At 40.6% G+C, this 12,815-nt stretch carries 11 protein-coding genes; 8 read left to right on the plus strand and 3 right to left on the minus strand.

From position 1 onward, the window contains the following. The first annotated feature begins 110 nt into the window (after window positions 1-110). From ssuD to V7K45_RS32515, 5 genes are all read left to right on the plus strand, one after another. Window positions 111-1,271, plus strand: a complete 1,161-nt coding sequence (gene ssuD / locus V7K45_RS32495) for an FMNH2-dependent alkanesulfonate monooxygenase (protein WP_335010063.1) — start codon at window positions 111-113, stop codon at window positions 1,269-1,271. Window positions 1,272-1,298: 27 nt separating this feature from the next. Further along, on the plus strand, window positions 1,299-1,655 hold the full coding sequence (locus V7K45_RS32500) for a beta-class carbonic anhydrase (RefSeq protein WP_335010065.1): 357 nt from the start codon (window positions 1,299-1,301) through the stop codon (window positions 1,653-1,655). Further along, window positions 1,652-2,218: an NADPH-dependent FMN reductase gene (gene ssuE, locus V7K45_RS32505; protein ID WP_335010067.1), complete on the plus strand. Its 567-nt coding sequence runs from the start codon at window positions 1,652-1,654 to the stop codon at window positions 2,216-2,218. Before V7K45_RS32500 ends, ssuE begins: the two co-directional genes overlap by 4 nt. 626 nt (window positions 2,219-2,844) lie before the next feature. Further along, window positions 2,845-4,182 (plus strand): FAD-binding oxidoreductase, encoded by a 1,338-nt coding sequence (locus V7K45_RS32510; protein ID WP_335010069.1) that lies wholly within the window; start codon window positions 2,845-2,847, stop codon window positions 4,180-4,182. A 63-nt stretch (window positions 4,183-4,245) separates the two neighbouring features. Next, a complete protein-coding gene (locus V7K45_RS32515; protein ID WP_335010071.1) occupies window positions 4,246-5,601 on the plus strand; it encodes a (Fe-S)-binding protein in 1,356 nt (451 codons plus the stop codon). 182 nt (window positions 5,602-5,783) lie between these two features. Here the strand turns inward: V7K45_RS32515 and V7K45_RS32520 are convergent, their stop codons facing one another. Continuing rightward, window positions 5,784-7,253 (minus strand): DHA2 family efflux MFS transporter permease subunit, encoded by a 1,470-nt coding sequence (locus V7K45_RS32520; RefSeq protein WP_335010073.1) that lies wholly within the window; start codon window positions 7,251-7,253, stop codon window positions 5,784-5,786. A 463-nt stretch (window positions 7,254-7,716) separates the two neighbouring features. Between V7K45_RS32520 and V7K45_RS32525 the strand changes: the two genes are divergently transcribed. From V7K45_RS32525 to V7K45_RS32535, 3 genes are all read left to right on the plus strand, one after another. Further along, window positions 7,717-8,166 (plus strand): hypothetical protein, encoded by a 450-nt coding sequence (locus V7K45_RS32525; RefSeq protein ID WP_335010075.1) that lies wholly within the window; start codon window positions 7,717-7,719, stop codon window positions 8,164-8,166. 300 nt (window positions 8,167-8,466) lie between these two features. Beyond that, window positions 8,467-9,501 carry an Npun_R2821/Npun_R2822 family protein gene (locus V7K45_RS32530; protein WP_442942094.1) on the plus strand — a complete coding sequence of 345 codons (1,035 nt, stop codon included), beginning with the start codon at window positions 8,467-8,469 and terminating at the stop codon, window positions 9,499-9,501. 65 nt (window positions 9,502-9,566) lie between these two features. Next, entirely contained in the window at window positions 9,567-10,514 is a 948-nt protein-coding gene (locus tag V7K45_RS32535; protein ID WP_335010077.1) for a glycosyltransferase family 2 protein, read from the plus strand. A gap of 26 nt (window positions 10,515-10,540) precedes the next feature. Here V7K45_RS32535 and V7K45_RS32540 read toward each other — a convergent pair whose 3' ends face one another. Both V7K45_RS32540 and V7K45_RS32545 read right to left on the minus strand, forming a co-directional pair. Beyond that, window positions 10,541-11,284 (minus strand): Rho termination factor N-terminal domain-containing protein, encoded by a 744-nt coding sequence (locus tag V7K45_RS32540; RefSeq protein ID WP_335010079.1) that lies wholly within the window; start codon window positions 11,282-11,284, stop codon window positions 10,541-10,543. 4 nt (window positions 11,285-11,288) lie between these two features. Then, window positions 11,289-12,794, minus strand: coding sequence for an AAA family ATPase (locus V7K45_RS32545; protein WP_335010081.1), 1,506 nt, complete (start codon window positions 12,792-12,794; stop codon window positions 11,289-11,291). Window positions 12,795-12,815: the final 21 nt, after the last annotated feature.

Raw genomic sequence — 12,815 nt, forward strand, 5'->3', positions numbered from 1 at the left:
GTTTTATGAAAAACTTCTTGCTTGATTAAGTAGGATATGTGATACTCTAAAAATCATAAATAAAACACGGTATTTCTATCGAATTACCGTAGTTTCAAAGGACAGAACTCATGCAGCTACTATGGTTCATCCCAACCCACGGCGACGGACGTTACCTTGCAACTGCTACAGGCGGACGGGCAGTAAGCTTTCCTTATCTGCGGCAGATAGCCCAAGCGGTGGATGACCTTGGTTATACAGGGGCATTGCTGCCCACTGGTCGCTCTTGCGAAGATGCTTGGATTGTCGCATCAACGTTGGTATCACTAACCCGACAAATGCGTTTTTTGGTGGCGATTCGTCCCGGCTTGGTATCACCTGGGGTAGCAGCGCGGATGGCGGCGACTTTCGATCGCCTCTCTGGGGGACGCTTGCTGATTAATGTCGTGACCGGTGGCGATCCCGTGGAATTAGCGGGAGATGGCTTGCATTTGGATCACGATCGGCGATATGAATTAACAGATGAATTTTTGACAGTATGGCGAGCGATCGCTAGTGGTGAACAAGCTAATCTCCAGGGTGACTATCTTAATATCCAAGATGGTAAGCTGCTGTTTCCACCCGTCCAGAAGCCATATCCGCCCTTATGGTTTGGCGGTTCCTCTCCTGTTGCTCAAAAAATTGCTGCCAAGCACGTAGATGTCTATCTAACTTGGGGCGAACCACCGGCACAAGTAGCCGAGAAGATTGCAGCAGTTCGCAGACTTGCTTTATCGGAAGGCCGGACTTTGCGATTTGGGATTCGCCTACATGTGATTGTGCGCGAAACCGAGAGTGCAGCTTGGGATGCAGCGAATGATTTGATTAAGTATGTAGATGACGAAGCGATCGCTAAAGCCCAAAAAGCTTACGCCCGGATGGATTCAGTTGGACAACAGCGAATGACTCAATTACACCACGGTAATCGTGAGGCATTAGAGATTAGCCCGAACCTGTGGGCAGGAGTCGGTTTGGTGCGGGGTGGTGCGGGAACAGCCTTAGTCGGCGATCCCCAAACTGTAGCTGCCAGGATATTCGAATATGCAGATTTAGGTATTGAGTCCTTTATCCTCTCTGGCTATCCCCATCTAGAGGAAGCTTATCGAGTCGCAGAACTTTTATTTCCCCATTTGCCATTAGATAATTTACCCGCAGTGGAGAAGCAACACGTCTTAAGCCCATTTGGCGAGATTGTGGCAAATGAAGATTTCCCTAAGCAAAAGCCTCAAGAAAGAGCAACGTCCATATCCTAGTAGTTATGAACTAGGAGATTAATAGCTATGCTGCACCAACAAATCGACCAAAAAATCTCAGAAAAAGAAGCGTGGGCATTGCGTCGTCAGTTGGGAATACCTAACAATAAACGCTTGTGGGTGCTAGCTTGCATGGATGAACGTTTACCAGTAGAGAAAGCATTAGGAATTGGTGAAGGAGATGCTCATATTTTCCGTAATGCTGGGGGGTTAGTTACAGATGATGCAATTCGGTCAGCGATGTTAACTACACAGTTTTTTGGCACAAAAGAAATCATCGTTATTAATCATACCGAATGTGGCATGATGACAGCATCAGCGATGAAGACCAAAACTGCAAAACATAATGAACCCGTTTTAGAAATTAGGAGTTTAATTGAATGACAAATATTTTAGCGATCGCAGGTAGTCCAACCCATCCATCTAGAACCTATGGTGTTGTCGAATACACTGCCCAGCTTTTACAACAAGAAGGCTTGCACGTGGACATCATTTCAGTTCGAGATTTGCCTGCTGAAGATTTAGTTTTTGGACGTTACGATAGCCCTGCTTTAGAACAGCCAAAAGAATTATTAGCAAAGGCAGATGGTGTGATTATTGCCACTCCAATTTACAAAGCTGCTTATACAGGAGTGCTAAAAACATTTCTAGATTTGCTGCCACAAAAATCATTGACAGGTAAACCCGTGTTACCAATTGCTTTAGGTGGAACGATCGCTCATTTATTGGCAATTGAATATGCCCTGAAACCTGTGTTATCTGAATTAGGAGCGCGGCATATCCTAGCTACAGTTTATGCGGTAGACAAACAAATTCAACGACAACCCGATAACAGCGTCCTGTTAGATGAGGAAATTGAGCAAAGGCTCAAAGACGTTCTCAAAGAATTTGTGAAAGCTGTAGAATATGATGCCGCCGCACCTCAAGAATTGGTTCACGCCAATTAAATAATCAAGTTTATACCTCCGTTTGCTCGTAGCGGATGGGTAATTTCTACCCTTCTGCTACCTTTCTCTAAAATTAATCAAAGCAACATAAAATTATTCTCATAAATTCTACTTCTATAGCGATATTTAAATGAATAGACAACACCTAACCTTCTCTATAAACCTATCTAATATATTTAATTAGCACCACTGTAATTTATAGTTATTTCTATAAAATATGTGTAAATATGTCAATTGTCTCCTAACTCTACCTGTAGTAGATGAGTAAAATTTCCTCATCTACTATTTTTTACCTGAAGTTGAAAACCTTATAAACAAATTCATCACATTATAGGTTGGATAAGGCGAATACCTTACCCAACCGAAGCGCGATCGCTCTTAATATAAAAGCATCAACGTGAGTTCGATAAACCTCTCCTTGGCTTTACTACGCAAAACCAGGGAGAGGTCTTTTTATTACAGTTAGTTTATTGTAAAAGAGTAGCGATCGTTTGAAGAACAAACCTACTTTTATTTGGCGCTGATTACAAGCTCCCCATATTGAAGCCACCCTATATTAATGGCGATGTGCTTTTTTGGCCAGTTTAGCCAGTAAATTAGATGTAGGGCGTAAAAAAATAAACTCAATGAAAGCAATGTCTAACGACAGGCCGCAAGCCGTCTGCGCTTCTGATTTTGCATCTATCGTCGGCGAAGAAAATGCTGTTTGTCTTTGGGAAAATATCGAACTCGGCCAGCAAAAACGTATTCAACAGGCTATAGCTTCTGGAAAATCACCCACTTGTATTGTCTATCCCCGCACTCAAAAACAGCTAGCCGCAGTCATTGCCACAGCTCATACAAATAACTGGCGCGTCCTCCCCTGTGGTAGTGGCAGTAAACTCAACTGGGGTGGTTTAGCCAAAGGTATTGATGTTGTAGTCAGTACAGAACGCATGAGCCAACTGATTGAACACGCTGTTGGTGATTTGACTGTCACGGTAGAAGCTGGGATGAAATTCTTCGATTTGCAAACACTTTTGGCAAAGTCGCGGCAATTTCTTGCCCTTGACCCCACAGCACCAGAATCTGCAACTATTGGCGGTATTGTTGCCGCAGGTGATACAGGTTCTCTACGGCAACGTTATGGTAGTGTGCGCGACCAGTTACTAGGTATTACCTTTGTACGTGCTGATGGAGAAATCGCTAAAGCTGGGGGAAGAGTAGTTAAAAATGTTGCTGGATATGACTTGATGAAGTTGCTTACAGGTTCTTACGGCACATTAAGCTTTATTAGTCAATTAACTTTTCGCCTGTATCCGCTAGCAGAGGCATCAGGGACGGTAGTACTAACAGGTAATGCAGAGGCTGTATCTCAAGCGGCTGATATCCTTCGAGGTTCGACGTTAACACCAGTCCAGGCTGATTTGCTATCAGCTAACTTGGTGTCCAGCTTAGGTTTGGGTGAAGGACTAGGATTAATTGCTCGCTTTCAAAGTATTAGTGAAAGTGTTAAGGAACAGTCAAATCGAGTTTTGGAAGTAGGGCAAAAGTTGGGTTTAGATGGGGCAATTTTTGCCGATGGTGACGAAGCTAATCTATGGCAGAGATTGCAAGAACGAATGCATACTGCTGCTACAGAATCAGTAATTACCTGCAAAATAGGAGTGTTACCTAATACTGCTGTGGAGATTTTAACTCAGGTGGAGTTAGGTTTGATTCATATTAGTAGTGGTTTAGGTTTGTTACAATTAGAGAGTAAAAATAAAGTTTTGAAAATCCGCGATGAGCTACGCTCTGCTGGAACCGTTAGCACTCAAGCTAATAGAGGTTTTTTAACAATTTTGTCAGCACCAAGGGCTGTTAAAGAACAAATAGATGTTTGGGGTTACACGGGCAATGCTTTGCCGTTGATGCGCCGTATTAAGGAACAGTTTGATAGTAAGAATATTTTAAGTCCTGGTCGCTTTGTGGGTGGAATTTAGTTTTAAGAAAACGTACCGCACAAACACAGAAGACGCCGAGATAGAGAGGGGAAAAAGAGAAATATGCAAGTTTCAAAAAATTCTGTTAATAATACGGCTAGTTTAAAGAATTTGAAGGGCTTTGATGAGAGTCATCCGCCCGATCCGAAGTTAATTGATAGTTGTGTGCATTGTGGATTTTGTCTCTCGACTTGTCCCAGCTATCGAGTACTTGGCAAGGAGATGGATTCTCCTAGAGGACGCATCTATTTAATGGATGCAATTAATGAGGGTGAAATTGCTCTCAATACGGCAACAGTAGAACATTTTGATTCTTGTTTGGGGTGTCTTGCTTGTGTGAGTACTTGTCCTTCTGGTGTGCAGTATGACAAGTTAATTTCTGCAACTCGTCATCAAGTTGAACGAAATTATCCCCGCAGTTTACCAGATCAATTTTTTCGTCAATTGATATTTTCTCTGTTTCCTTATCCTAATCTTTTACGAGTTTTATTAGTTCCGTTATTGGTTTATCAAAAGTTGGGGTTTGCTAAGTTATTTCGGGCTACGGGTTTACTGAATAAAATATCGCCCCGTTTGGCAGCAATGGAATCAATTCTGCCAGAAATTACTCTTAAATCTTTTCAAGATAATTTGCCTAGTGTGATTCCTGCTAAAGGTGAGAAACGGTATCGCGTTGGGGTGATTTTGGGTTGCGTCCAAAGGCTGTTTTTCTCACCTGTGAATGAAGCGACAGTGAGGGTTTTAACAGCGAATGGTTGTGAAGTTGTGATTCCCAAATCTCAAGGTTGTTGTGCGGCGCTTCCCGAACACCAAGGACAAACAGAACAGGCGAAAGCTTTAGCAAGGCAGATGATTGATAGTTTTGCCAAGACAGATGTCGATTTTGTAATTATTAATGCTGCTGGTTGCGGTCATACTTTGAAAGAATACGGTCACATTTTAGAAGATGATCCAGAATATCGGGAAAAAGCGAAGGATTTTGCAGCTAAGGTGAAAGATGCTCAAGAATTTTTGGCAACTGTTGGCTTAACAGCAAAACTTTCACCACTGACTGATAAACCCTTGAATTTAGTTTATCAAGATGCTTGTCATTTATTACATGGGCAAAAGATTAGCGTCCAACCGCGTCAGGTGTTACGACAAATTCCAGGGGTGAAGTTGAGAGAACCAATAGATGCAGCTTTATGTTGTGGCAGTGCCGGGGTTTATAATATGCTGCAACCAGAAGTTGCTGAAGAATTGGGTCGGCAAAAAGTGCAGAATTTGTTGAATACTGATGCCGAGTTAATTGCTTCTGGTAATCCTGGGTGTACTTTGCAAATTACTAAGCATTTGCAGTTACAAGGTAAGAAGATTTCAGTTATTCACCCGATGGAGTTGTTAGATTATTCGATTCGCGGTGAAAAGTTGAAATTGTAGAGGTTTGCTAGCTGCGTTGTGCATTTACTTTTGTCCTCTCTTGGTAAAGGCAGAATGTCTTAGATATGCTTTACCCCACCCTAACCCTCCCCTTATAAAGGGGAGGGAACTGGCAACAATTGTATGGGACGGTATAGAAAGATTAGTTCCAGTTTTAGCTGCTATTGAATATTGAGCATTAATTATTCCTCCCCTGCTCCTCTGCTCCCCTGCTCCCCAGCCTCCTCTCCCTGCCTCTTGCCGATCCTCAAAACAGATGCAACAGCCGCCCCACACAGTATTAGGGCTGCGAAGTGAAAAGTTCCTTGGAACCCTGCAACGATCGCATCAGGAGGAGCAACAGAGACATCTGCACCCGCAGACATGCTAGCGATTAAGGCTCCAAATACTGCCCCAATTAGAGAAACTCCTACGGTGTTACCTGATGTACGTGACAAAGACAAAAGCCCAGAAGCAATCCCTAGCCGTTCTCTCGGTACCGATCCCATAACAGTGCTGTTATTGGGCGATTGGAATAAACCCAGACCAATGCCGTAAATAAAATAGCGCGATACATAACCAAACTCAGTAATTTGAGCGTCAAAGGTGCTAATCCCCAGACAGCCGCCAATCATCAACCCCAGCCCAATTGAACTGATTAGTCGAGCGCCAAAGCGGTCTGAAAGTATTCCAGCTATTGGGGCAATTAACCCACTCAGTACAGGCGATACGGCTAGTAATAGCCCTACTTTTACCGTCGGATAATGCTTGACGCTCTCTAGAAAGAAAGGGACGATCAGTAGCGAACCGCCAATAACAATGAATGCTAACCAGCCACTTAGCAAACCCATACTCAACTGAAGATTGCGAAACAGCTTTAGCTCTAGTAGTGGCTGCTCTAAAATCGCTTCAACTACCAAAAAAGTCGTGAAACTTACGGCGGCGATCGCTAATAATACCAGTGCATTAGTACTGCCAAAGCCTTGGCTCTGTCCTAGTGTCATACCTAGCCCAAAAGTACCCAGAGTCAATAAAGCCAATATGGCTCCCAAAAAGTCAAATTTCTGTTTGCCCTCAATGCGTGCAGAAGGTGGCACTACACGAGCTATTAAGAAACTAGCGATAATCCCCAAGGGTACATTGATGAAGAATATACTATGCCAACCTGACCAGCTTAAAAGCAATCCGCCAGCAGAGGGGCCAAAAGCAATTCCCAGTGACACTACACTACCGATGACGCCAACAGCCCGACCTCGCTCGGAAGAGGGAAAAACTTCTGTGATAATTGCCAAACCAAGCCCAGAAATGAACACAGCACCTAATCCTTGAAGCGCCCGAAAGGCGATCAACCACTCGATACTAGGTGCAAAACCACACAACAGCGAACTGAAAGTGAACAGAACCAGTCCCCCTTGGTATAAGGACTTCTTACCCCACATATCCCCCAAGCGGGTTGCTCCCAAAACTAAACCAGAACTGACCAACTGGTAACTCAATACAGCCCATTGGGTGGTAGGAAAACTAGTGCCAAAGGCTTGCACTAATGTGGGCAAAGCAACATTAATAATGCCCACATCCAGAGTAGACATGAATACCCCAAGTCCGACACCGAGTAAGACCCAATTTTTTTGAGAGCCTGATAAAGCTAGAGGTTCTGCTTGGAATTGTGCCAACGTTTAACCTCCGTCTTTAACTTTACGCTTGTGAATAGTTTGCATACGTATATTCATTGTAGGGTGCTATCCTCGCTACCGAGTTCAGGAAACTAAGTTTAACGTGAGTTCTTGCAGAAGTAGGGAAAAGGTTAAGGGGTAAAGGTCTAAAATTTTCCCTTACCCTTCAACCTTTCCCCAACACAGGTATCTACTTCCCAATCGGCAAGATTGGCTTTTCCACTTGTCATATATTTGGTAAAGTACTTAAGTACTCTTAACTCTGCACTCCTTCGGCTATATCAACGATAGTATTCAACAAAGTACGGTAATTTGATGGAGTTACTGTATTTTGACTAGTTAGCAAACTATCATAGACAACTCTCAGAAGCAAGCTCTAGAGAAAATGGAGAATAGGGAATGGGAAATGTCAATTATTAAAGTTACATCTGCAACTGCAAACAAGTACCTTTTTATATAAGCAATGACTCAAAAAGCTGCCTTATCTCGATTTGCTTTAGGATTTATTGCAGGCTTTGTGTCTGTTTTGCTATTTCATCAAGGTATGTTGGCGCTGCTATATGTAGTAAATTTTACATCTCGCGCCCCTTATTCAACTGCACCGACACAACCATTAGGAATCCCGCAAATTTGGTCAAATGCTTTCTGGGGAGGCATTTGGGGACTGATTTTGGTATTAATTGCACCTCGTTTTCGACACGATAAAAACTATTGGTTAGCAGCTTTAGTCTTTGGTGCAATTGCTCCGACGTTAGTAGCTTGGTTTGTGGTTGCACCACTCAAGGGTCAACCCATCGCTGGCGGCTGGAAATTTGTAGGAATAGTGACAGGTTTATTGGTTAATGGTGCTTGGGGTGTGGGAACCGCCGGGTTGCTGAGATTATTCTCTAGGAGGCAATTGTTTAACAGCTAGAGTTTTAAACCCTTCTAAGTAGATGGGTAATGTTTAGTATCACCCGTAACCAAAATAGCTTCTTGTTTATTTCAGCATCAAGTTGAAAATGTGTATATTATTATTTGAGAATAATCGGTCAAAAAATAGCGATCGGATTATTCGCGTTAGACCAATTCTGTATAAAGATGTGTAGAAATAACCCTACTACCTGCGGTGCTTCCCGCGGGTTCGGGAGGGTTGAAAGGGGTCTAAATGATGTGCAGCTTCACAGAGAATTGGCATTATTCAGTAAATCAAAAATCAAAAGAATTTATTACAATGACAATGGATAATTTTGGGATTTACACACTGGCTAATGACGTGGTATTTGACCAACTAGTAGCTTTGCTAAATAGCATTGAGGTAAACGTTAGTCCAGATATTCCTATTTGTATTATTCCCTATGATGACCGCTTAAAACGAGTTAAACAGGAGATACATTCTCGGCCGAATGTCACCTTGTTTGACAATAAAAGCTCGATCAAAAAATGGGAGGATTTTGCCGTTCAAGTTTGGAACGCTTATCCAAGAAATAGCCGAAAAAATAAACCTTCTATCGAATGGAATAAAAAAAATAACTTAATCCGAAAAATGTGTGCTTTTGATGGTGAGTTTGAAAGATTTGTATTTTATGATGCTGATAGTTTGGCAATGAATAAGTTGGATAAGGTTTTAGAAAAACTAGACCAATACGACTTTGTGTTTGATGACTGGGAACACACAAAACAAACTTCAGTTGCAGCTTTCGACTTGCCGAAGTTAGAACAAAAAATGTCTTTGCCTGAATCTGAAATCAGACGAGAAATCCACTGTTCTAGTTTTTTTGGTTCAAAAAAAGGTATTTTAGGCGCTGAAGAATTAAAAATACTCAAAAAGCGATTGATAGAAGATAAAGAAGTCGAATTGATTAACGAAATCGCTTGGTGGTGTGACGCAGATTTATTTAGTTACATGACTTTTAGAATTGCTCGACCACTATTTAACTTTACACTCAGTCCCAATGGTGAAGATAGAACTGGTAACTGTGCTAATGCAAATCCATTTGTAAACATTGATAATGTTCTTTACAACCAACAGGGATTAAAACCAATTCATCGTCTTCACTATATGGGCTATTCTGCTATTGGATTTGCCCGCTTGTGTAAAGGTGAAGATGTTGATATTCGTTACAAAAATGAATTTTTACACTATCGCTTTCTGAAGCAACCAGAGAAAAAACCGAAGCAATTAAAGCCACCCACCCTAGCGGCTAGAAGCAATCGATTTATCAAAAAAGTTTGGAATAAAATTAATCAAACTATTTCTTACACTTAGCTTTTGCCCAGCCTTGCTCATTAAGCGTTTAGTTAGTGAGCAATGTCCACTCTCATCTTGCAAAAATGCCTAAAGTTAGTGTTTCCATTCCCACCTTTAATCGAGTTAATTTACTACCTTTTGCAATTGACAGCGTGCTCAACCAGTCTGAGCAAGACTTTGAGCTAATTGTTTGTGATGACGGTTCTAGCGATCGCACACCCGAATTGATGTCACAATACACAGACGATCGGATAAAATATATCCGTCATCAGCAAAATATTGGTAAAAGTAATAATATGCGCTCTGGCTTTGATGCTGCCAGTGGTGAATATTTTATCAAATTTGATGATGACGACCGACTAACACCCGATTTTCTCGCAAATACATCAGCTATTCTTGCTGAAGACTCTAGCATTGATTTTGTTGGTACAGACCATTGGATAATTGATATTAACAATGTGCGGGATGAGGCAAAAACTCAAGAAAATTCTCATCGTTGGGGTAGGAAGAATTTATCCGCAGGTGTTGTAAATAATTTGTTGGAAGTCGTATTTATTCAGCAAAGTTTTCAAGTTGGGGCGACATTATTTCGCCGTAAAACCTTGCAAGAATTAGGATATATGCAGCCAAATCTGCAAAATTGTGAGGATAATGATTTATTTGTACGTCTGGCTTTGGCTGGAAAAAAGGGCTATTACTTACCAGAATTATTGATGGAATATCGCTACCATACAGAGCAGCAAGGTATTAATCGAGCTATTCCTTATTTATTTGATAAAATTCAGTATTTAGAAAATTATCAGTTTGAGTCTGAAAAATTAGAAAAGGTCAGGAAAAATCGTTTAACTGAAACACAATTATTATTAGGTTTGCGTTTAATTGAAAAGGGCGAAACGCAAAAAGGCAGAGAGCTAGTTTTAGCGGGACAGTCTTTTTCGACTGCTAAAGCTTGGACTGGTTTAGGTTTATCGTTGTTACCAGTTGGGTTGCGAGGTAAGGCGTTTAATGCACTGCGGCAAATGCAGGGTTAGGCTATGGGAATAATGATATGATCCAGTTAGTCTCCATGACTTTTATCAGCTTTTTCAAGAGCATTAAGAATCTCAGCTTTTGTCATCCGTGTTGTTATTTTAATCCCTTGTTTTCTTGCAATTTCTTGTAGTTGGTCTTTTTTCATGTTATACGATGGCTTGCTTGGAACTTCTTCAATAATCTTTTTAACAGCTTCTGTAAATTGCTGAACTAACTGAGTGTCAATATTTGTTTGCTTATTTGGACTCTCCTCCAATTTTTTAACCGATGTAGTAAGTTGCTCAATCTTTTTGTTAAGCGTTTCTACTTCAAGAAATAATTTATTAAGCTGCTTAAATATTTTTTTAGTTGATTCTGTGTCTTCAGAAACTGATGGTAATACTACAGCGATAGAATCCGAGGAATCTGAAAAACCCAGCAATTGCTGCATTTCTTCTTTAGCAGCAGCAGCTTGCTCATCGGTCATATCAAATACCCAAACCCAGAGTTTCTCAATGTCAAGTTCTTTAGCAACTAGACACCAATCAGCACCATAAACAACTTCGTACTCTTCTTCCTCACTGTATGCCTCAGTACGACGCACAATTAGAGGAATTAAGTTAGTACCTTGTTGAGTAAGACTATTCCTTAAGGATTCGCGTTTTTCAAAAGGAACTTCTACAGTTTCAGACTTTGGTACAGCAATTTGAAAAGTGTAAACTTGTCCGTGAGAGATTGATTTGATACGTAAATATTCAACAATCCGATTGCGACGTTCTGCGCTATTCATTTTCCTACTCCTTTTTCTTGGTAACAGAAATCAATTGTTTAGCTAGTTTTATATAGCAGCTAAAAGCATCCTGTGCAGCTTCTTTATCTTTAGAATTTAATTCTTTATCGAATTCTGCGAAGCAAATTGGATACCCTTTATTAGGTGTAGTTGAAACTATGCTCAGGCTTGGAATCCATGTTTCTTGGGGAAATAATTCTATATTTTTACTTTCTGGATTCTTTGATAGAATATCAAAAATCTGCTGAGTCATAGCTAAAGCAACCTTATTTGCAGCTCTATTGTACATACTTACTGCTATACCTAAAATTGGCAGTGGTTCATCTTTGGATTCATCAAGTGCAATGGCTCTTGAAATCACGTACTCTAGTGCCCGAATAGGATAAGGAGCTAACTGGGTAGGAATTAATACTCCAGAGGAAGCCATGAGTGAAATAGTATTAGCTTTACCAAATGATGGTGGTGGGTCAATTAAAATATAATCATATTGATTACGATATTTGTTAAGCTTCTTGGCTAGTACGCGATCAATATCCGGTGTATTAATTAGTGTAGCTTCCATATAACTCAAACGAATGTGAGATGGAACAATATCTAGTTCAACATCATCCCAGTTCTTATGAATAATCGTTTCTTCTAAGCTAGTTCTTGGCTCAGTTAATAGATGAGTAATATCTTTTTTACCTAGCTTTTCAACATCATCTAAAGGATCTATTCCTAATCCCATTGTTAGGTTGGCTTGAGCGTCAATATCAACCAGCAGAACTTTTTTACCTAGCTTGTTGAGAGCAGCAGCAAGGTTGATAGTTGTTGTAGTTTTACCTACCCCTCCTTTGTTATTAAATACAGTAATAATCATTGATTTACGTTCCTCCTTAGTTTCTGAAACCAAAATTTTTTCTTCACTGGTTTGCTGTGTTGGAATGGAAGAAGTTTTACCTTTGTTAAATAAACCCAACATATCTTCTTGTTGCACCTCTTTTGAAATTAAATTTAAAAATTGTAATCGAATATTTTGTTGATTTTTATACAAAGTAGAAGTAAAGTTTAAATAAGTTTTTTTAGATAAAATTTTGTAAAATGACCTATATTTATGAATAAGTGTGGCTTGGGAATATTCTACAATAGTTGTAATTTTTTTATCATGGTTATAAAGTATACGAAAGTCATAGCCATTGGTTAACAGACCGAGAACAGATCCAGTGTGGCGCATGTAATTATTAATTTGCCAAACGTTGTGGGCAATGTTTTTATTGGGTGCTTTAACTTCAATAATTAAATAGGCTGGTTTTATTAAAGCGGAATCTGGTTGACCCACTAGGAAATCAAGCTTAGATTGTAGAATTACCACTTGAGACTGCCAATCGGCATTGCTGTAACCAAGAATGTGCAAGAGGGGAACTACTACCTTTTGCTCTACATCGGATTCGTTACTATTTGGAGCGATCGCTTGAAAAATGTTTTGCAGTGTCGAGCCATAGTCAGCAATCATACTAGCACCGAGAGGCATCCAACTTTACAATTCTATCCA

Origin of the sequence: Nostoc sp., from assembly GCF_036917375.1 — a bacterium.
Lineage (GTDB): Bacteria > Cyanobacteriota > Cyanobacteriia > Cyanobacteriales > Nostocaceae > Nostoc.

What these genes read in the sequence shown, in the direction of transcription:
- ssuD (WP_335010063.1), top strand. Translation starts at nt 111, where the DNA reads ATGCAGCTACTATGGTTCATCCCAACCCACGGCGACGGACGTTACCTT.
- V7K45_RS32500 (WP_335010065.1), top strand. Translation starts at nt 1,299, where the DNA reads ATGCTGCACCAACAAATCGACCAAAAAATCTCAGAAAAAGAAGCGTGG.
- ssuE (WP_335010067.1), top strand. Translation starts at nt 1,652, where the DNA reads ATGACAAATATTTTAGCGATCGCAGGTAGTCCAACCCATCCATCTAGA.
- V7K45_RS32510 (WP_335010069.1), top strand. Translation starts at nt 2,845, where the DNA reads ATGAAAGCAATGTCTAACGACAGGCCGCAAGCCGTCTGCGCTTCTGAT.
- V7K45_RS32515 (WP_335010071.1), top strand. Translation starts at nt 4,246, where the DNA reads ATGCAAGTTTCAAAAAATTCTGTTAATAATACGGCTAGTTTAAAGAAT.
- V7K45_RS32525 (WP_335010075.1), top strand. Translation starts at nt 7,717, where the DNA reads ATGACTCAAAAAGCTGCCTTATCTCGATTTGCTTTAGGATTTATTGCA.
- V7K45_RS32530 (WP_442942094.1), top strand. Translation starts at nt 8,467, where the DNA reads ATGACAATGGATAATTTTGGGATTTACACACTGGCTAATGACGTGGTA.
- V7K45_RS32535 (WP_335010077.1), top strand. Translation starts at nt 9,567, where the DNA reads ATGCCTAAAGTTAGTGTTTCCATTCCCACCTTTAATCGAGTTAATTTA.
- V7K45_RS32540 (WP_335010079.1), bottom strand. Translation starts at nt 11,284, where the DNA reads ATGAATAGCGCAGAACGTCGCAATCGGATTGTTGAATATTTACGTATC.
- V7K45_RS32545 (WP_335010081.1), bottom strand. Translation starts at nt 12,794, where the DNA reads ATGCCTCTCGGTGCTAGTATGATTGCTGACTATGGCTCGACACTGCAA.